Origin of the sequence: Sphingomonas longa, assembly GCF_016892685.1 — a bacterium.
Taxonomy (GTDB): Bacteria; Pseudomonadota; Alphaproteobacteria; order Sphingomonadales; family Sphingomonadaceae; genus Sphingomonas; species Sphingomonas longa.
The window spans coordinates 567197-586393 of sequence record NZ_JAFEMC010000003.1; the positions used below are offsets into that span (position 1 = coordinate 567197).

Annotated in this window: 14 protein-coding genes; 10 read left to right on the top strand and 4 right to left on the bottom strand. The window is 68.5% G+C overall.

The window, feature by feature from the left end; translation table 11 throughout:
* Positions 1 to 301: 301 nt before the first annotated feature.
* Positions 302 to 643 (bottom strand): SWIB/MDM2 domain-containing protein, encoded by a 342-nt coding sequence (locus ILT43_RS12740; RefSeq protein WP_204199339.1) that lies wholly within the window; start codon positions 641 to 643, stop codon positions 302 to 304.
* Between the two features lie 119 nt (positions 644 to 762).
* Between ILT43_RS12740 and ILT43_RS12745 the strand changes: the two genes are divergently transcribed.
* The 10 genes from ILT43_RS12745 to ILT43_RS12790 all read left to right on the top strand — a co-directional run bounded on the left by ILT43_RS12745 (position 763) and on the right by ILT43_RS12790 (position 14252).
* The gene (locus ILT43_RS12745; RefSeq protein WP_211534478.1) at positions 763 to 1341 is read left to right on the top strand and encodes an ANTAR domain-containing response regulator; all 579 of its coding nucleotides are present in this window, start codon (positions 763 to 765) and stop codon (positions 1339 to 1341) included.
* Positions 1341 to 2555 (top strand): CmpA/NrtA family ABC transporter substrate-binding protein, encoded by a 1215-nt coding sequence (locus ILT43_RS12750; RefSeq protein ID WP_204199340.1) that lies wholly within the window; start codon positions 1341 to 1343, stop codon positions 2553 to 2555. Before ILT43_RS12745 ends, ILT43_RS12750 begins: the two co-directional genes overlap by 1 nt.
* 250 nt (positions 2556 to 2805) lie before the next feature.
* Positions 2806 to 4044: a nitrate/nitrite transporter gene (locus tag ILT43_RS12755; protein ID WP_204199341.1), complete on the top strand. Its 1239-nt coding sequence runs from the start codon at positions 2806 to 2808 to the stop codon at positions 4042 to 4044.
* A gap of 1 nt (position 4045) precedes the next feature.
* Complete coding sequence (locus ILT43_RS12760; protein ID WP_204199342.1) at positions 4046 to 5245, top strand: alginate export family protein; 1200 nt, start codon at positions 4046 to 4048, stop codon at positions 5243 to 5245.
* Positions 5242 to 7710: a nitrite reductase large subunit NirB gene (gene nirB / locus ILT43_RS12765; protein ID WP_204199343.1), complete on the top strand. Its 2469-nt coding sequence runs from the start codon at positions 5242 to 5244 to the stop codon at positions 7708 to 7710. The genes ILT43_RS12760 and nirB overlap by 4 nt, the downstream gene beginning before the upstream one ends.
* Entirely contained in the window at positions 7707 to 8045 is a 339-nt protein-coding gene (gene nirD / locus ILT43_RS12770; protein ID WP_204199344.1) for a nitrite reductase small subunit NirD, read from the top strand. The genes nirB and nirD overlap by 4 nt, the downstream gene beginning before the upstream one ends.
* 187 nt (positions 8046 to 8232) lie before the next feature.
* Positions 8233 to 10827: a nitrate reductase gene (locus ILT43_RS12775; protein WP_204199345.1), complete on the top strand. Its 2595-nt coding sequence runs from the start codon at positions 8233 to 8235 to the stop codon at positions 10825 to 10827.
* Positions 10817 to 11608: a uroporphyrinogen-III C-methyltransferase gene (cobA, locus tag ILT43_RS12780; protein WP_204199346.1), complete on the top strand. Its 792-nt coding sequence runs from the start codon at positions 10817 to 10819 to the stop codon at positions 11606 to 11608. Before ILT43_RS12775 ends, cobA begins: the two co-directional genes overlap by 11 nt.
* Before the next feature lie 63 nt (positions 11609 to 11671).
* On the top strand, positions 11672 to 13363 hold the full coding sequence (locus ILT43_RS12785) for a GH39 family glycosyl hydrolase (RefSeq protein ID WP_204199347.1): 1692 nt from the start codon (positions 11672 to 11674) through the stop codon (positions 13361 to 13363).
* A gap of 13 nt (positions 13364 to 13376) precedes the next feature.
* Entirely contained in the window at positions 13377 to 14252 is an 876-nt protein-coding gene (locus ILT43_RS12790; protein WP_204199348.1) for an NAD(P)-dependent oxidoreductase, read from the top strand.
* 99 nt (positions 14253 to 14351) lie between these two features.
* On the opposite strand, the gene ILT43_RS12795 is transcribed toward ILT43_RS12790, so the two are convergent.
* From ILT43_RS12795 to ILT43_RS12805, 3 genes are all read right to left on the bottom strand, one after another.
* Positions 14352 to 15443 (bottom strand): Gfo/Idh/MocA family protein, encoded by a 1092-nt coding sequence (locus ILT43_RS12795; RefSeq protein WP_204199349.1) that lies wholly within the window; start codon positions 15441 to 15443, stop codon positions 14352 to 14354.
* Between the two features lie 39 nt (positions 15444 to 15482).
* The gene (locus ILT43_RS12800; RefSeq protein ID WP_204199350.1) at positions 15483 to 16010 is read right to left on the bottom strand and encodes a hypothetical protein; all 528 of its coding nucleotides are present in this window, start codon (positions 16008 to 16010) and stop codon (positions 15483 to 15485) included.
* Positions 16011 to 16095: 85 nt separating this feature from the next.
* Positions 16096 to 19176, bottom strand: a complete 3081-nt coding sequence (locus tag ILT43_RS12805; RefSeq protein WP_204199351.1) for a glycoside hydrolase family 2 TIM barrel-domain containing protein — start codon at positions 19174 to 19176, stop codon at positions 16096 to 16098.
* Positions 19177 to 19197: the final 21 nt, after the last annotated feature.

Below are 19197 nucleotides of genomic sequence, written 5' to 3' on the forward strand. Positions count from 1 at the left end.
CTGTCTGCCTGCCTGTGTCCCGCACGGGCGACAATCGGCCAGCGTTCGTGTGGACCCGGATGAAAGAGACAGGGTGCATGATGCGCTGACATCTGGGCACAATCGACCTTCTTGCCACCCCTCCGCTTCAGGGGAGGGGACAGGGGGTGTGGCTACTCCGCCAGCGAGCCGTCTGCGGCACGGCCCCACCCCAACCCCTCCCCTGAAGGGGAGGGGCGGTCAGTACAGGGTGTCGCGCCGAACGTGATGATGGTGGCGCTGAATGGCCGGGTTGCCCCGACAGGTGGGTCGCGCGCCGGCGTCAATCCTTCTTGGCGGTCAGGTGGGCGCTCAGATGCTTGTTCATTTCGAACATGCTGACGGACTTCTTGCCGAAAATCTTGGCCAGAGCGTCGTCGCCGTTGATCTGGCGGCGGTCCTTGGTGTCCTGAAGGTCGTGCTTCTTGATATAGTCCCAGACCTTCTTGACGACCTCGCTGCGCGGCAGGTCGTCCTTGCCGACGATTTCGGCGAGGTCGGGGGAGGGGGTGACGGGGGCGGTGATGCCGCCGCGCGCGCCGCCGGCGGGCTTGCCGGTCGCCTTGACCGTCTTCTCGGCGGCCTTGGTTTCGTCCTTGCCGCGCTTTTCTGCCGTGCGTGCCATATTCCAAGCCTTTCATTCGCAATGATTCAGGAGCGTAACGGCGTAGTCGCCACATGGCTCCCGACGATCCGCGGCGTCGTGCCGCTTGGTTTTCGGCCGCAGTGCAGCATAATGCCGGGATGCGGATCGCTATCATCGACACCAGCACGACGCGCGCGGCGATCATCTCCGACGGCCTGCGCGATGCGGGGCTCGGCGATCTGGTGCTGATCGATCCCGCCGGGCCGCTGCTCGCGCAACTGGAGGCGGCGCGGCCGGAAGTGGTGCTGGTCAATCTGGAGAATCCGAGCCGCGACGTCCTGGAGGACTTCTTCGCCATGTCGCGCGCGCTCGCCCGGCCGATCGCGATGTTCGTCGACCAGAGCGATGCGGAGTCGACGGCCGCCGCGGTCGATGCGGGCGTGTCGGCCTATATCGTCGACGGGCTGGCGAAGCAGCGGATCAAGCCGGTGCTCGATCTGGCGGTGCGGCGGTTTCAGGCCTTCGCGCGGCTTCAGAAAGAACTGGCGGAGGCGAAGAGCGCGCTGGCCGACCGGCAGGCGGTGGACCGCGCGAAAGCGATCCTGATGAAGCGGCGCGGGCTGGACGAACCCGCCGCGTATGCGCTGTTGCGCAACCACGCGATGCAATCCAACCGGCGCATCGCGGAGATCGCGGAGGCGATCGTCACCAGCGACGCCCTGATGGGAGATTTGTGATGGTCCGCATCGGTTTCCTGCCGCTCGTCGATGCCGCGCTGCCGATCCTGGCGCACGAACAGGGGTTTGCCGCCGCCGAGGGTGTGAACATCGAGCTGGTGCGCGACATGACCTGGGCGACGGTACGCGACCGGCTGCTCTATGGTCATACCGACGCGGCGCATTTGATCGCGCCGCTGGCGATCGCCACCAGTCTGGGACGGGGACGGCCCGCCGTGCCGCTGAGCGTGCCGTTCGTGCTGGGGCTGAACGGGAATGCGGTGACGCTGTCGACGGCACTCGCGGCGGCGGTCGAGCTGGGCGGGGGCGCGGACGAGGGGCTGGCCGATCCGGTGGTGCTGGGTGAGCGGTTGCGGACGGTGGCGGCGGAGCGAGCGGCGGCGGGAACGCGGCTGCGGTTCGGGGTGGTGCATCGCTATTCCAGCCATAATTACATGCTGCGATACTGGTTGGCGGCGGTGGGTATCCAGCCCGATCGCGACGTCGAGATCGTCGTGACCAGCCCGCCCTTTGCCGCCGATGCGCTGGCGGCGGGCGAGGTCGACGGCATCTGCGTCGGCGAGCCGTGGAACAGCATCGCGGTCGATCGCGGGGTCGGGCGGATCGCGATGGTCACCGCGCAGATCTGGCGGCGGGGCGTGGAGAAGGTGCTGGCGCTGCGGGCGGACACGGTGGCGGAGCGGGGCGACGAGGTCGCGGCGCTGATCCGCGCGCTGCACCGGGCCGCCGCGCATTTCGTCGCGCCGGATACGGCGGAGGACAGCGCGGCGATCCTGTCGCGCCCCGAATATTGCGATGCGCCGCCGGAGACGGTGCTGCGCGCGATCACCGACCGGGTGCGGCTGGCGCGCGATGCGGAGGCGCTGCACATCCCGGACTTCATGTTCCAGTACCGCGAGGCGGCGAACTTCCCGTGGCGCAGTCAGGCGGCGTGGCTCTATTCGCAGATGACGCGCTGGGACGGCACGCCGTTCTCCGCGGCGGAGGCGAAGGCGGCGGAGGGTGTGTTCCGGCCGGACCTGTACCGGGCGGCGCTGGCGGGATCGTCCGCGACGTTGCCGGGCGCGAGTTCGAAGATGGAGGGTTCGATCGGGGCGGCGACCGGTGTGGGCGCGACGCAGGGTCGGCTGATATTGGGGAGCGACCGGTTCTTCGACGGGCGGGCGTTCGATCCGGACGAGATACCGGCGTATCTTGACGGGTTGGCGGAGTAGCGTTCCGGAACGCGGTTTGCTGCATGTGCGAAATGCACTTGCGCCAACCGTGCGAATCAGGCAGCTTTCGAATCGTCGGGCAATGATGCCGGACACGAAATCAACGCAGCGCCTTTCCAATGGGGGGCAGGCTCTGCGGCGACGGATGGCGGTGACGCCTCCGTCAACGGCAACGAAGCCGCCAGGATGCAGCCAGTGATGGCCGCCGTCCTGGCGGCTTTTTCTTTGTCTTGTCGCAAGGGGACGGCGCATGGCCACGGCAATCTGGAACGACGACACGACGGACGACAAAACCGGTTTCTGGCAGAGCGGGCATACCCCGACGCTGATCGCCGCGTTCCTGTATTTCGACTTCGCCTTCATGGTGTGGGTGCTGCTCGGGCCACTCGCGCCGGAGATCGCGAAGACACTGATGCTGACGCCGGCCGAGAAGGGCCTGATGGTGGCGACGCCGACGCTGGCGGGCGCGATCCTGCGCGTCGTCAACGGGTTGCTGGTCGACCGGATCGGGCCGAAGAAATCCGGCGCGATCAGCCAGATCATCGTCATCGTCGGCCTGTTCGTCGCCTGGGCGATGGGCGTGAACAGCTTCGGCGGGACGCTGGCGCTGGGTGTCATCCTCGGCTTCGCCGGAGCGAGCTTCGCGATCGCGCTGCCGCTCGCCAGCCGCTGGTATCCGCCGGAGCATCAGGGCAAGGCGATGGGCCTCGCCGGCATGGGCAATTCGGGCACCGTGCTGGCGGCGCTGTTCGCCCCCGCGCTGGCCAAGCTGTTCGGGTGGAACGCGGTGCTGGGCCTCGCCTGCATCCCGCTGACGCTGGTGTTCGTCGCGTACATGATGATGGCGAAGGATGCGCCGAACGCGCCCGCGCCGAAGAGTCTGGCCCAGTATCTGACGCCGCTGAAGACCGCGGACGCGTGGTCGCTGATGGGGTTCTATGCGGTGACGTTCGGCGGGTTCGTCGGGCTGGCCGCCAGCCTGCCGATCTATTTCACCGACCGGTTCGGGCTGACGACGATCCAGGCGGGCTACTGCACGGCGGCGTGCGTGTTCGCCGGATCGCTGGTGCGGCCGATGGGCGGGGCGCTGGCGGATGCGATCGGCGGGGTGAAGGCGCTGACCGCAGTGTTCGTCGTTGCCGCTCTGGCGCTGGCGGGGGTGTCGCTGGCGGGATCGGTCGAGGCGGCGCTGGCGCTGTTCGTCTGCGCGATGCTGGCGCTGGGTACCGGCAATGGCGCGGTGTTCCAGCTGGTGCCGCAGCGGTTCGCGGCGGAGATCGGCGTGATGACCGGGCTGGTCGGGTTCGCGGGCGGCATTGGCGGCTTCTATCTCGCGTCGTCGCTGGGGATCGCCAAGCAACTGACGGGCAGCTTTTCGTCGGGGTTCCTGATCTTCGCGGGGCTGGCGCTGGTGGCGCTGGCGGGGCTGACCCTGGTCAAAAGCGGCTGGCGCGCGCGCTGGGGTGCCGCCGATGGCGTGCGGATCTGACATGCGCCGCGTCATCGCTTTCTCCCTGATCGTCGTCGGTGCCGCCCCGGCTGCGGCGCAGACGATCGCGCCGCTGGTCGATGTTCGTATCCGTCACGAGCATGTCGATCAGGCGGGGCTCCCCGGCGACGCCGATGCGGTGACGACGCGGGTGCGGGCGGGCGTGCAGGTCAGCGACGGGCCGTGGTCGGCACTGGCGGAGGCGCAGGGCAATGTCGCGATCGTCGGACGTTACTATGACGGGCTGAGCGGACCGGCCACGCGCCGCCCGCTGGTCGCCGATCCCGAGAGCATCGGCCTCTACCGCGCGCAGGTGCAGTATCGCAGCGCGCCGCTGACGGTGACGGCGGGTCGGCAGCGCATCCAGTTGGACGACGAACGCTTCGTGGGCGCGGCGGCGATCCGCAACAACGGCCAGACCTTCGATGCCGTGCGCGCCGAGATCGTGCCGGTGAAGGGCGTGAAGGCGGACGTGACCTATGCCTGGAGCGTGCGCACGATCTGGGGCATCGACGGGTTCGGCGCACGGCCGCAGGCGGTCGGCGGCGACAATGTCTTCGCGACTTTGGGCTGGGCGTCGCCGGTCGGGACGTTGACGGGCTTCGCCTATCTGGTCGATCAGGACGAGCGCGCGGTGCAGGGCTATCGCCTGTCAAGCCAGAGCTACGGCGTGCGGCTGGCGGGATCGCGCAAGATCGGCAAGGCGACCGTGGCGTGGCAGGCGAGCCATGCGCGGCAGTCCGACTATAACCGCAACCCCAACGACTATCGCGCCGATTACTGGCTGGCCGATGTCGCGGTCGACCTCGCCGGGCCGAAGCTGGGTGCGGGGTATGAGATGCTGGGTGCCGACCGCGGCACAGCGCTGACCAGTTTCCAGACGCCGCTGTCGTCGATCTTCAAGTTCCAGGGCTGGGCCGACAAGTTCATCACCACGCCGCCCGACGGCATCCGCGACCTGTATGCGAGCGCCGGCTGGGGCTGGACGCAAATCGGCGCGCTGAAGGGCGTGTCGGTGCAGGCGATCTACCACCGGTTCGAGAGCGACCGGCTGGTCCGCCATTACGGCAACGAGATCGACCTGCTCGCGAGCGCCAGGATCGGCCGCACCACCGCGAGCGTCCGCTACGCCGATTACGATGCGGATCGCTTCGCCACGAATAGCCGCAAACTCTGGCTCCAACTGGACTGGACGATATGACTGACATTCGCGAACATCTGGTCGTGGTGGGCAACGGCATGGCCGGTTGCCGCGCCGTCGAGGAACTGATCGCGCGCGATCCGCACCGGTATCGCGTGACGATCTTCGGTGCCGAACCGCACGTGAACTACAACCGCATCATGCTGTCGCCGGTGCTGGCGGGCGAGAAGACGTTCGACGAGATCGTCATCAACGATGCCGCCTGGTACGTGTCGAACGCGATCGAGCTGATATCAAGCGATCCGGTGCAGGCGATCGACCGCGTGGCGAAGACGGTGACGGCGCGGTCGGGCCGCAGCGTGTCGTACGACAAATTGCTGATCGCGACCGGGTCCGATCCGTTCATCATCCCGGTGCCGGGCAAGGACCTGCCCGGCGTCATCAGCTTCCGCGACATGGCGGATGTCGACCATATGCTCGCGGCGGCGGGAGCCGGCGGCGATGCGGTGGTGATCGGCGGTGGCTTGCTCGGGCTGGAGGCGGCGCATGGCCTCACGCTGCGCGGTATGAAGGTCACCGTCATCCACCTGATGCCGACGCTGATGGAGCGGCAGCTGGACGAGGCAGCGGGATGGCTGCTGAAGTCGGCGCTGGAGGCGCGCGGGCAGACGATCCTGACCGAGGCGCACACCGCCGCGATCGTCGGCGACGGCAAGGTCGAGGGCGTCGCGCTGAAGGACGGGACGGTGATCCCCGCCAGCCTCGTCGTGATGGCGGTCGGCATCCGGCCTTCGGTGGCGCTGGCGCGGGATGCGGGACTGGAGATCGGGCGCGGGATCAAGGTGGACGACCATATGGTCACGTCCGATCCGTCGATCCTCGCTGTCGGAGAGTGCGTCGAGCATGATGGCAACGTCTACGGGCTCGTCGCGCCGCTTTGGGATATGTGCCGCGCGCTCGCCGATGGGCTGGTCGAGAGGCACAGCGGGTATCGCGGCTCGGTCACGTCGACCAAGCTCAAGGTCGCGGGGCTGGACGTGTTCTCGGCGGGCGATTTCTCGGGCGGCGACGGCGCGGAGGACATCGTGCTGCGCGATGCCAGTCGCGGTGTCTACAAGCGCGTGGTGGTGCGCGGCGACAGGGTGGTCGGCGCGGTGCTGTACGGCGATACGGCGGACGGCGGCTGGTATTTCGACCTGCTGAAACGCGAGGAGGACGTGTCGGCGATCCGCGACATGCTGATCTTCGGACAAGCCTTCGCCTCGGGAGGAGGCGCGGCGGACCCTAAGGCGGCCGTTGCGGCGCTCTCCGACGAGACGGAGATCTGCGGCTGCAACGGCGTCACCAAGGGCAAGGTCGTCGCGTGCATCGGCGCGGGCAACACCACGCTGGATGCGGTGCGCGCCACCTGCAAGGCGTCGGCGTCGTGCGGGTCGTGCACCGGGCTGGTCGAGACGCTGCTGGCGGTGACGCTGGGCGACGATTACTCGGGCGAGCGTACCGTGAAGACGATGTGCAAATGCACCAGCTTCGGCCACGACGACGTGCGGCGCGAGATCGTCGCGCAGGATATGCGCTCGATCCCGGAGGTGATGCAGAAGCTGACGTGGAGCACGCCGGACGGCTGTTCGTCGTGCCGGCCGGCGCTGAATTACTATCTGCTCTGCGCGCTGCCGGGCGAGTATAAGGACGACCAGCAGAGCCGCTTCGTCAACGAACGGCTGCACGCCAACATCCAGAAGGACGGCACCTATTCGGTGGTGCCGCGGATGTGGGGCGGGCTCACCTCACCCAAGGAACTGCGCGCGATCGCCGATGTGGTCGAGAAGTTCGACGCGCCGATGGTCAAGGTCACGGGCGGCCAGCGGCTCGATATCTTCGGGATCAAGAAGGAGGATCTGCCCGCAGTGTGGGCGGACCTCAACGCCGCCGGGATGGTCAGCGGCCATGCGTACGGCAAGTCGCTGCGCACGGTGAAGACCTGTGTCGGGAGCGAATGGTGCCGCTTCGGGACGCAGGATTCGACCGGGCTGGGCGTGAAGGTCGAGCGCATGACCTGGGGGTCGTGGATGCCGCACAAGTTCAAGATCGCGGTCAGCGGCTGCCCGCGCAATTGCGCCGAGGCGACGATCAAGGACTTCGGCGTGGTCTGCGTCGACAGCGGTTACGAGCTGCACGTCGGCGGCAATGGCGGCATCAAGGTCCGCGCCACCGACTTCCTTTGCAAGGTCACGACCGAGGAAGAGGCGATGCATTATTGCGCCGCCTTCATCCAGTTGTACCGCGAGGAGGCGCGCTATCTGGAGCGCACCGCGCCGTGGATCGAGCGGATCGGGGTCGAGTATATCCGCGAACGCATCGCCGATGACGCCGAGGGCCGCGACGCGCTGGCTGCCCGGTTCCGCTATTCGCAGACGTTCATGCAGGACGACCCCTGGGCCGCCCGCGCCGCCGGTGACGCCCGCGAGCAGCACGCGCCGATGGCGGTCTTCACGCCCATCGATGCAGCGAGGGAAATGGCATGATCGGCGAATGGCTCGACATCGGCTGGGTCGATGAAATCCCCGTCCGCGGCAGCCGCACCGTACAGGTGACCGGCGGCGACGACATCGCGGTGTTCCGCACCGGCGACGGCAAGGTCTTCGCGTTGCTCGACCGGTGTCCGCACAAGCATGGGCGGTTGTCGCAGGGGATCGTGCACGGCGGCGCGGTGGCGTGTCCGCTGCATAACTGGCGCATCTCGCTGACGACGGGTGAGGCGCTGGGCGAGGACAAGGGGTGTACGCCGGTGGTACCGGTGAAGGTGTCCGCGGGGCGGGTGCTGATCTGCCGGACCAGCGTGCTGAAGGCGGCGGCGTGATGCTGCGGGGCTTCCAAAGAAAAGCCCCTCCCCTTCAGGGGAGGGGTTGGGGGTGGGGTGGTGTCTCACCGAGATCAGCGCTCGCGGACAGGCCCCACCCCAACCCAGCGTCGGGTCGGTCAGGCTCCCAGCCTGACCTGAACCGCGCGGGGCGCGGTTCACCCGACGCTCCTGAAGGGGAGGGGCTTTGAGCGCGACCAAGACCACGTGCGCGTATTGCGGGGTCGGGTGTGGGATACTCGCGACGCCGACCGGCGAGCGCACCGCGACGATCGCGGGCGATGCGGATCACCCGGCCAATCGCGGCAGGCTGTGTTCCAAAGGCACGCACCTCGGCGAGACGATCGGCCTCGATGGCCGCCTGCTCCATCCGATGATCGGCCAGCGTCGGGCGTCGTGGGACAAGGCGCTCGATCTCGTCGCCAAACGCTTCCGCGATACGATCGCGAAGCATGGCCCGAACAGCGTCGCCTTCTACGTCTCCGGCCAATTGCTGACCGAGGATTATTATGTCGCCAACAAGCTGATGAAGGGCTTCATCGGCTCCGCGAACATCGACACCAATTCACGCCTGTGCATGTCGAGCGCGGTCGCGGGGCATATGCGCGCGTTCGGCGAGGATATCGTGCCGGCCAGCTACGACGATCTCGACGCCGCCGACCTGATCGTGCTCGTCGGCAGCAACACCGCGTGGTGTCACCCGGTCGTGTATCAGCGGATCATGGCTGCGCGTGTCGCTCGGGGTACGAAGCTGGTCGTTATTGACCCGCGCCGCACCGAAACCGCCGACGAAGCCGACCTGCACCTCGCGATCCGGCCCGGCACCGATGTCGCGCTGATGCATGGCCTGCTCGCGTGGTGCCGTGCGAACGGCGCGATCGACGATGCCTATCTGGAGCGCCACGTCGCGACTCCCGACGATTTCTGGAACGGGTTCGGAGAGGGGAGCGACCTGTGGTCGACGGCGCGCACATGCGATGTTGCGCCGGACGACCTCAGGCGCTTCTTCGACCTGTTCGCCGCGACGCCGCGCACCGTGACGATGTTCAGCCAGGGCGTGAACCAGTCGCTGAGCGGGACGGATCAGGTCAACGCAATCATCAACCTGCATCTCGCCACCGGTCGCATCGGCAAGCCCGGTGCGGCGCCGTTCTCGATCACGGGACAGCCCAATGCGATGGGCGGGCGCGAGGTCGGCGGGCTGGCGTCGACGCTGGCAGCCCACATGGATTTCGCGCCCGAGAACGTCGCGCGCGTCGGCCGTTTCTGGGCCGCGCCGAACATGGCGACCAAGCCGGGGCTGAAGGCGCTCGACCTGTTCCGCGAACTCGGCCACGGGCGGATCAAGGCATTGTGGGTCATGGCGACCAACCCCGCCGTGTCGATGCCCGACGCGGGACGGGTGCGCGAGGCGCTGGCGGCGTGCCCCTTCGTCGTGGTCAGCGACGTGATCGCGGAAACCGACACCAGCGTCCACGCGCATGTCCGACTGCCCGCCGCCGCCTGGGGCGAGAAGGACGGCACCGTCACCAATTCGGATCGCACGATCAGCCGCCAGCGCGCGTTCCTGCCGCTGCCCGGCGGGGCGAAGCCCGATTGGTGGATCGTCAAGGAGGTCGGCCGACGCATGGGGTGGAAGACCGCCTTCGCCTATGATCGTCCCGCCGAGATCTGGCGCGAGCATTGCCGCCTATCGGGGTACGAAAATCAGGGCGAGCGGCTGTTCGCGCTGCCGGGTCAGGCGGCGTCGGGCAATGCCGCCTATGACGCGATGGAGCCGTTCCGCTGGGGCGGCACGCCGTTCGCGGACGGGCGCTATCCGACGCCGGACGGTCGCGCGCGGCTGGTGCCGGTGGTCCAGAAGCCGCTGGCCAAGCCGCTCGCCGACTGGCCGATGACGCTCAACACCGGGCGGTATCGCGACCAATGGCATACGATGTCGCGGACCGGCCTGTCGCCGAAGCTCGCCCGGCATCGCGAAGAGCCCGCGGTCGAGGTCCATCCCGACGATGCAACCGCACTGGCGCTGACCGATGGCGGACTGGCGCGGGTCATGACGCCGCAGGGCGACAGCCTGTTCCGGGTGCGCGTCGCCGCGACGCAGCGGCGGGGCGAGTTGTTCACGCCGATCCACTGGACGGATCGCAACGCGACCGGCGGGCGTACCGGCTTGTTGCCGCGCCCGCTTGCCGACCCGATCTCAGGGCAGCCGGGGTTCAAGGCCACGCCGGCCAGCATCGCCGCGGTCGCCACCGCATGGCGCGGCTTCGTCATCGTCGCGGGCGAGCTTGCCGCCCGCCCCGACTGCCTGTGGGCGACGCGGGTGGCCGTGCCGTGCGGCACCGCCTGGGAGCTTGCCGGTGACGGCGATCCCGCGGCGCTCGACGCGCTGTTGCCGCCGGGCGAGCGGCTGGAGGCGATCGATGCCGCGCGGGGGACGCGCCGGATCGCGATCGTGCGCGACGGGCGGCTCGCCGCCGCCCTGTTCGTGACGCGGGACGGCAGCTTGCCGCCCCGCGACTGGCTGGTCGCGCAACTCGCCGAACCGCAGGCCGCCCCCACGCTACTGGCGGGCCGCGCACCGGGCGTGCAGGTCGATCGCGGGCCGATCGTCTGCGCGTGCTTCGACGTCGGGCTGAAGACCATCCTGTCGACGATCGCGGCGCAGCGACTGACCGACGTCGCCGCGATCGGCAGCGCATTGAAAGCCGGCACCAATTGCGGGTCGTGCCGCCCCGCCCTCGCCAAACTCCTCGCCGAAGGATCGACGCATGCCGCATGAGATCATCGCCCCCGGTACGGTCTGGCTGGTCGGGGCCGGCCCCGGCGATCCGGACCTGCTGACGCGCAAGGCCGAGCGCCTGATTGCCGCGGCGGACATCGTCTTCTACGACGCGCTGGTCGGGCCGGGTGTGCTCGACCTGATCCCAGACAGTGTCGAGCGGGTCGGCGTCGGCAAGCGATCGGGCCGCCATTCGAAGGACCAGGGGACGATCGACGATCTGATCGTCGCCGCCGCGCTCGCCGGGAAGCGCGTCGTGCGGCTGAAGGGCGGCGACCCGTCGGTGTTCGGCCGCTCGGCCGAGGAGATCGCGGCGTGCGGCGTGCACGGCATTCCCGTCCACGTCTGCCCGGGCATCACCGCCGCCAGCGCCGCCGCCGCGTCAGGTGCGCTGTCGCTGACGTTGCGCGGGCTGGCACGGTCGCTGACGCTGGTCACCGCGCATGCCAGGGCGGGCGAGCCGCTCGATCTCGACTGGGCGGCGCTGGCACGGCCGGATGCGACGCTGGCGGTGTATATGGGGCGGGCAGCGGCGGGCGAGGTGACGCGCGAGCTGATCCGCGCCGGCCTGGCGCCGGAGACGCCGGTGATGATCGCGGTCAACGTGTCGCTGCCGGATGAGCGGTTGATCCGCGGGCGGCTGGATGCGCTGTCGTTCCTGGTGCGGGCGGTCGGTGCGAACGATCCGACGCTGTTGCTGATCGGCGCAGCGATGGGCGCGGCGGAGATGCGGGGCGTGGCGGAACCCGCGACGGAGGGTGCTTTCGCCAGCGCCGGATAGCTGCTTTACTCCGACATGAAGCGCGCCCGGTGAAGCGCGACGTGGACGGACGGGGAGCATGCAATGAGGATTTGGCGGGCGGCGATCGGCGCGGCGGCGATGGGGTGGACGGCTGGCGCGGCGGCGCAATCGACGCTGCCACCGCGGCCGGTGGCGGTGACGGTGCAGGCGGATCGCCCGGTGGGGACGCTGCCGCCGGTGTGGCGCTTCTTCGGCGCGGACGAGCCCAATTACGCGACGATGAAGGACGGGCGGAAGCTGCTGGTCGAACTCGGCAAGCTCAAGTCGGGCGAGGTGTTCTTCCGCGCGCACAACCTGCTCAGCACTGGCGACGGCACGCCCGCGTTCAAATGGGGTAGTACCAACGCCTATACCGAAACGAAGGACGGCAAGCCGGTCTACGACTGGACGATCGTCGACGGCATCATCGACACGTACCTCGCGCGTGGCGTGCGTCCGTACCTCCAGATCGGGTTCATGCCGGAGGCGATGTCGAGCGCACCTGCGGGCACGCCCTACCAGCATTCGTGGCGGCCCGGTTTCGATTACAAGCTGATCGCGACCGGCTGGACCTACCCGCCCAAGAGCTACGAGACATGGGCGGAGCTGGTCTATCGGTGGACGCAGCACAATGTCGAACGCTACGGCCGGGCGGAGGTCGAGCGCTGGTATTTCGAAGTCTGGAACGAGCCGAACATCGACTTCTACTGGCAGGGTAGCCCGGAGGAATTCTACAGGCTGCACGATTTCGCGATCGACGCGGTACGCCGCGCGCTGCCGACCGCGAAGGTCGGCGGTCCCGATGTCGCGGGCGCGGGCGGTGCGTTCATGGACGGGTTCCTGAAGCACGTCTCGTCCGGCAAGAACTACGCCACGGGTGCGACGGGCACGCCGACCGACTTCCTGTCGTTCCACGCCAAGGGGCAGCCGAGCTTCGTCGACGGGCATGTGCGGATGGGGATTGCGACGCACCTGAAGGAGGTCGACAAGGGCTTCGTGAAGGCCACCGCGATCCCCTCGCTCGCGGTCAAGCCGGTGGTGATCGGCGAGAGCGATCCGGAGGGGTGCGCGGCCTGTCCGGGGCGGTCGAACGACTATCGCAACGGCACGATGTATTCGAGCTACACCGCCGCCAGCTTCGCGCGCATCTGGGACCTCGCGGCGCGGCGGCGGGTGAATCTGGATGGCGTGCTGTCCTGGTCGTTCGAGTTCGAGGATCAGCCGTGGTTCGCGGGATATCGCCAGCTCTCGACCAACGGTGTCGACCTGCCGGTGCTGAACGTGTTCCGGCTGTTCGCGAAGCTCGGCACGGAGCGGCTGACCGCCACCAGCGATGCGCAGGTGCCGCTCGACACGGTCGTGGCGGAGGGCGTGCGCGGTGCCGCCGATATCGGCACGCTGGCGACGCGGACGGCGGACGGCAAGGTCGCGGTGCTGCTGTGGCATTATCACGACGACGACCTGCCCGGTCCGGACGCGGCGATCCGGCTGAGCGTCGCCGGCCTGAAGCGGGGTGGCGGCAAGGTCGGGCGCGCGACGCTGTGGCGGATCGACGGAGATCACGCCAATGCCTTCGCCGAATGGAAGCGGCTGGGGTCGGTGCAGTCGCCGGATCAGGATCTTTACGCAAAGCTGGAAGCGGCATCGCGGCTGCAACCCGAAACGCTGACCGTAACGGCGGGTGCGAAGGGAACGACGGTGCTGGACGTGCGTCTGGCGCGGCAGGGCGTGGCTCTGGTGATGTTGGATAAGTAGAAGGACGCGGGCGATGACGAACGTGACGGTGCTCGGCATGGGCATCATGGGCGCAGGCATGGCGCAGCGCCTGCTCGACAAGGGCTTAGCGGTGACGGTCTGGAACCGCAATCCCGCGCGGTCCGCACCGCTGGGCGAGGCCGGCGCGCGGATCGCGGCGACTGCGGCGGAGGCGGTGGAAGGTGCCGACACGGTCGTCGCGATGCTGGCGGAGGACGATGCGTCGCGCGCAGTGTGGCTGGGCGAGGGTGGCGCGCTGGCGGCGATGAAGGCCGGCGCGGTGGCGATCGAGTGCAGCACGCTGACCGCGGAGTGGACCAGGACGCTGGCCGGTGAGGCGCAGGCGCGCGGGGTCCGCTTCCTCGATGCGCCGGTGACCGGCAGCCGCGTGCAGGCGGCGACCGGTGCGTTGCGCTTCTTCGTGGGTGGCGATGCGGCGACGCTGGACCGGGCGCAGCCGGTGCTGGATGTTCTCGGCACCGAGAGTGCCCTGCTCGGGCCGAACGGGAGCGGTGCGACGCTGAAGCTGATCAACAACTTCCTGTGCGGCGTGCAGGTCGCCAGCCTGGCGGAAGCGATGGGTGCGATCGAGCGCAGCGGGCTCGACGCCGACACCGCCGTACGGCTGCTGAACGCGGGCGCGCCGGCCAGTCCGATGGTCAAGACGATGTCCGCGCGGATGCTGGCGCGCGAGTATGATCCGCATTTCTACGTGCCGCTGATGGCGAAGGATCTGGGCTATGCGGGGCAGACGCTGGCGGGGCTGGGGATCACCTCGGACCTCGCCGCTGCGGCACGCGAGCGGTTCCTGACGGCGGAGCGCGAGGGGTTCGGCGAGCGCGATATCTCGGCGGTGGTGGAGCCGTTGCGGGGCGGCAGCGGTAGCTAGTTCGTGTCGTCGAAGGGCGGGGGTGGCCTCGTCGCCAGCGGGTCGCCCGCGGCACTGCCCCACCCCCGGCCCCTCCCCTGAAGGGGAGGGGAGAAGAGGCTACAGCCGCACCGTCTTTCCTTCGCGGGCGGAGCGGTAGATGGCTTCGACGATGCGGATGTCGCGCAACCCTTCCGCGCCGGAGACGATCGGTTCGCGGTTGGTGGTGGCGCATTCGGCCATGTGGTCGAGCTGGCCGACGAATTGCGAGCGGTTGGCCGAGGGCGGCTGGACCTGCTGTTCGCGGCCATCGCGGCCGGTCCACATCTGGTTGCCGTCGTAGCGCGTCGCCGGCTCCAGCTCGATGCGGCCCTTGTCGCCCATCAGCAGGATGTGGTTCTGGTTGGCGCTGTACATCGATTGGCAACTGGCGATCGCACCGGAGGGGAATTCCAGCGTCCAGTCGATGATGTCCTCGACCTCCGTGAAGCGCGGATCGCGACGGTCGGTGGACTCGCGCGCGGTGACGGCGATCGGCTCCTCACCGGTCATGTAGCGCGCCGCCTGAAGGCTGTAGATTCCCATGTCCATCAGCGATCCGCCGCCCGACAGCGCCTTCTTCAGTCGCCACGCCTGCGGATCGCCCTGTACGAAGCCGTGTTCGGAGCGGACGTAGCGGATCTTGCCCGCTGCGCCGGTGCGGGCAAGGCGCATCGCCTCCAGATTGTGCGGCTCGAAATGCGAGCGATAGCCGATCATCAGTTGGCGATTGGCGCGGCGGCAGGCGGCGATCATCGCCTCGCACTCCGCGACGGAGATCGCCATCGGCTTTTCGCACAGCACGTGCTTGCCCGCCTTGGCCGCACGGATCGTGTATTCGGCGTGCATCGAATTGGGCAGGCAGACATAGACGATGTCGACATCGGGATTGTCGCGGATGCGGTCGAAATCGGCGTAGCTGTAGACCGATTTCGGATCGAGGCCGTGTTCGGCGGCGACGCGCCGCGCCTTGATCGGGTCGCCGCTGACGACAGCGGCCAGCCGGCTGTGTTCGCAGTCGGCGAATTTCGGGATGATGACCTTCAGCCCGTAATAGCCGAGGCCGACGATCGCATAGCCCAGCTTGCGCGGAGCGGCGGCGCAGGCGGGGGCGGCCATGCCGATCGCCAGCGCCGCAGCGGACAGCAACACGTCACGTCGTTCGATCTCCACCGGCTATCCTCTTCCGCTTTTCTGACCAACTCGCACGGATTACAGCATTTTCTTGGCTACTGCGATAGTGCGGCCCTTCGCGTCACCGGTGGCGGACGGGCCGGACAGGTTGATCGCCACATAGCGTCTGTCGTCGAGGAACACCTGCAACTGTGCGCCCTGATCCCGCCACAGGGCGGCGCGGCCGAGACCCGGTACGTCGCTGGCGGGGGGCATCGTGCCGTCGGCGGTTCGCGAGGCCTCGACATCCGACGACGCGAAGTCGCCATTGGGGGCGGTGCGGGTGAGCAGCATCATCTGGCCACCGTCGGCCAGCGTGTAGGTGCACATCGAAAACGCCGCGCGTCCCTCGGCCGCGGGCGATACGCTGCCGAGTTCGGTCTTCGTGACGCCGATGCCCAACGCCGCCGCCGCGACATTCTTGTCGAGGATGGCGCAGGCGTCCTCGGCGTTCCAGGTGGCGGTCGTGGTCGTGGCAGTCGCATTACCGGGCGCGTCACCACTGTTGCCACATCCTGCCAGCGCCGCCAACGCCAGTGCCGCAACGGTGCCCATCGATGTATTCATGCCACCCTCCCCCGAAGACAGGTGGAGTAGAGCGCAACCCGGCTGCAGACGCCAGCGCTTAAACCGGATCGACGTTCGCCGGCGGTTAGCGATCCGCGCCAATCGTGAACGACCAGCGGAGCGGCTTCAGCGGGATGCGATATGGCATGTGGGGGCGGCCATCGAGGCTCCAGCCGGTGTCGCCGCCGACGCCCGCCTGCGCGGCGTCGATCAGCAAGGTGCCGTCGCCGTGCGGGCGGATGTCGCTGCTGTGCCTGGCCGTGCTGAGGTCCGAATAGAGAAAGGGCAGGGCGTTGACCGCCAGCGGCTGCGCGCCGGTGACGCGCAGCGAGGGCGTGCCGCTTCCCGATAGTGCGACCCAGCGTACGTCCTGCTTCGATCCGGAATCCTGCGGGCGGGCATAGCCGTGATACTGGTCGGCGAGCGCGCCCTGCCAGATCGCAATCTGGCCGCCGGTCTTGCGGTCGGGATAGGTTTCCTGCGGCCCCCGACCGTACCAGCGGACATGGTCGAGCGCGGGTGGCGTCGCGAAGGTCAGGCCGACGCGCAAGGGGTCGGGAAGCGTGTCGCGGATCGGCGTGAACTGTACGTCGGCGCGGACGGTGCCGTCGGTCGCCATCGTCCAGCGCGTGACCGTCTTGACCGACCCCACGCCCATGTCGTGGTGCACGACGATGGCGTCGCCCTCTGCCGCCACCGCATAGACGCGGCGGTTTTCGGAGAACTGCTTCCACATCGCGTGCGACTTCGTCACGCCGGTGCCGATGTCGTTGTCGGTCGGTGCGCGCCAGAAATCGGGTGCGCCGCCGGTCAGCAGCGTGCGGCCGTTACGGGCATAGCGTCGCACCAGCCCCGTCGCGCGGTCGATCGTCAGCACCGCGTCGCCGGCGGCGAGCGTCAGGGCGTCTGCCGCTTCGGTGGGACGCACCGATGTAGCGGGAGAGGGGGCGAGCGCGCGGGGGGCGGTCAGCGGGAACTGTTCCCAGCCGACGACATAGCCGGCAGGGACCATCGGGATCGCGCCCGCTTTCGCCCGCGCGCGCAGGACGAGGATTCGTTCGGCGTCGGGTTTCTGGGCCGCAGGCGGTCGGAAGTTTAGCGGCGCGCGCTCGCCGGGGGCCAAAAGCGGTGTCGGTATGCTCCCCGTCGCGACGGCGCGGCCGTCCTCCATCATCGTCCAGTCGAGGGTGAAGCGCGAGAGGTCGATATGATCGTGGCGGTTGGTCACCGCAAAGCCCGGCCGCATCTGTTCGAACGCGATCGGCGACTGCACCTTGGCCAGCTCGTAATATTCGGGGTCGGGCGTCCGGTCGGAGCGGATCACGCCGTCGCCGACCGGGCTGTCGTCCCCGCCCTTGTTGGCGAAGTCCGGCCCCTGTGCCCAATATTCGCGGCCCTTCGCGTCCTTTTCAATGATAGTCTGGTCGACCCAGTCCCAGACGAAGCCGCCTTGCAGTTTCTTGTGGCTGCGGAAGACCTCCCAGTAATCGGCGAAGTTGCCGAGGCTGTTGCCCATCGCGTGGGCGTATTCGCACAGGATCAGCGGCTGGGTCAGGCCGGGCTGTTCGGCATAGTCGGCGATCTTGCCGATATCGTCGTACATCGGCGCGAAGATATCGACATAGGTGTTCACCGGGTGCCGCCACCCGCTCATGCTCCAGCCGAGGAAGCTGACGAGGCGGGTGCGGTCGCGCGCCTTCACCCATTTCGCCGCGGCTTCGAAGCTCGAACCGATGCCGGTCTCGTTGCCCAGCGACCAGAAGATGATCGACGGATGGTTCTTGTCGCGTTCGACCATGCGCTGGACGCGGTCGAGATGCGCGGGCTGCCACCTCGGATCGTTGCCGAGCAGGACGGAGGGGTCGTTGTTCCGCTCCTGCGACAGGCTGAGATAACCGTGGCTCTCGATATTGGCCTCGTCCATCACATACAGGCCGTATTCGTCGGCGAGGTCGTACCAGCGCGGGTCGTTGGGGTAGTGTGACGTGCGCACCGCGTTGATGTTGGCCTGCTTCATCAGTTCGATGTCGCGGCGCATCGTCGCCTCCGACACGATGCGGAAAGTGCGGGGGTCGTGTTCGTGGCGGTTGACGCCGCGGATCATGATGCGGCGGCCGTTGACGCGGACCTCGCCGCCCGCGACCTCCACGGTGCGGAAGCCGACGCGACGGCTGGTCGCCTCGATCAGCTTCCCGTCGGCGTCGAGCAGTTCGACAAGCAGCGTGTAGAGTTCCGGGGTTTCCGCGGTCCAACGGCGGACGGCGGGGATCGTGCCGTTCAGGGTGACGCCGCCGCTCGTGACGTCGCCGTCGCGGGTCAGGATCGGCGTCTTGCCGTCTAGTAGCGTCGCGCGGACGCGGGTCGGACGCGTCTCGCCGGCCACGTCGACCTTCAGCGCAAGCGTGCCGTCGCGATAGGCTGGATCGAGCCCCGCCACGACCGACAGGTCGCGCAACCGGGTCTCGGGGGCGGCGTAGAGCGTGACGCTGCGTTCGAACCCGTTGACGCGCCAGAAGTCCTGATCCTCCAGGTAACTGCCGTCGGCATAGCGGTAGAGTTCGATCGCGACGCTGTTACGGCCGGGCTTCGCGGCGGCGGTGACGTCGAACTCGGCGGGGAGCTTGGAGTCCTCCGAATAGCCGACGCGGACGCCGTTGACCCAGATGTAATAGGCCGCGCCCGCCGCGCCGACCGTCAGCAGCAGGCGGCGGCCGGCGAAATGCGGCGGCACGACGAAGTCGCGGCGGTACGATCCGACCTCGTTGAGCTTGTGGTCGATCCAAGGCTGGTTGCGCGGAAACGGATAGCCGCTGCCGACGAACACCGGGCCGCCGTGGCCCGCCGCCTGAAGGATGCCGGGTACCTGCATCGTGCCCCAGCCGGACACGTCGTAATCGGGCCGCTGAAACCCGGTCGGCCGACTTTCCGGAGTGGGCGACAGGCGGAACCGCCACGCGCCGTCGAGCGACACATGATAGCGGGACTTCGCGACGTCGCGGGACAGTGCGCCGCGCCGCGTCTCGAACCCGTCGAACGTCGCGTGCATCGGCTCCGCACCCTGACGGATGACGGTCGGCTGCTCCCACTCCGCCGGGTTGGCGGTCTGCGAGAAGGCAGGCGATACGAGGAGGAGGGCAATCGTCAGGGGGCGGAGAAGGCGCGTCATCGATACTCCTGACGATCGTCG

What these genes read in the sequence shown, in the direction of transcription:
- ILT43_RS12740 (WP_204199339.1), bottom strand. Translation starts at nt 643, where the DNA reads ATGGCACGCACGGCAGAAAAGCGCGGCAAGGACGAAACCAAGGCCGCC.
- ILT43_RS12745 (WP_211534478.1), top strand. Translation starts at nt 763, where the DNA reads ATGCGGATCGCTATCATCGACACCAGCACGACGCGCGCGGCGATCATC.
- ILT43_RS12750 (WP_204199340.1), top strand. Translation starts at nt 1,341, where the DNA reads ATGGTCCGCATCGGTTTCCTGCCGCTCGTCGATGCCGCGCTGCCGATC.
- ILT43_RS12755 (WP_204199341.1), top strand. Translation starts at nt 2,806, where the DNA reads ATGGCCACGGCAATCTGGAACGACGACACGACGGACGACAAAACCGGT.
- ILT43_RS12760 (WP_204199342.1), top strand. Translation starts at nt 4,046, where the DNA reads ATGCGCCGCGTCATCGCTTTCTCCCTGATCGTCGTCGGTGCCGCCCCG.
- nirB (WP_204199343.1), top strand. Translation starts at nt 5,242, where the DNA reads ATGACTGACATTCGCGAACATCTGGTCGTGGTGGGCAACGGCATGGCC.
- nirD (WP_204199344.1), top strand. Translation starts at nt 7,707, where the DNA reads ATGATCGGCGAATGGCTCGACATCGGCTGGGTCGATGAAATCCCCGTC.
- cobA (WP_204199346.1), top strand. Translation starts at nt 10,817, where the DNA reads ATGCCGCATGAGATCATCGCCCCCGGTACGGTCTGGCTGGTCGGGGCC.
- ILT43_RS12785 (WP_204199347.1), top strand. Translation starts at nt 11,672, where the DNA reads ATGAGGATTTGGCGGGCGGCGATCGGCGCGGCGGCGATGGGGTGGACG.
- ILT43_RS12790 (WP_204199348.1), top strand. Translation starts at nt 13,377, where the DNA reads ATGACGAACGTGACGGTGCTCGGCATGGGCATCATGGGCGCAGGCATG.
- ILT43_RS12800 (WP_204199350.1), bottom strand. Translation starts at nt 16,010, where the DNA reads ATGAATACATCGATGGGCACCGTTGCGGCACTGGCGTTGGCGGCGCTG.
- ILT43_RS12805 (WP_204199351.1), bottom strand. Translation starts at nt 19,176, where the DNA reads ATGACGCGCCTTCTCCGCCCCCTGACGATTGCCCTCCTCCTCGTATCG.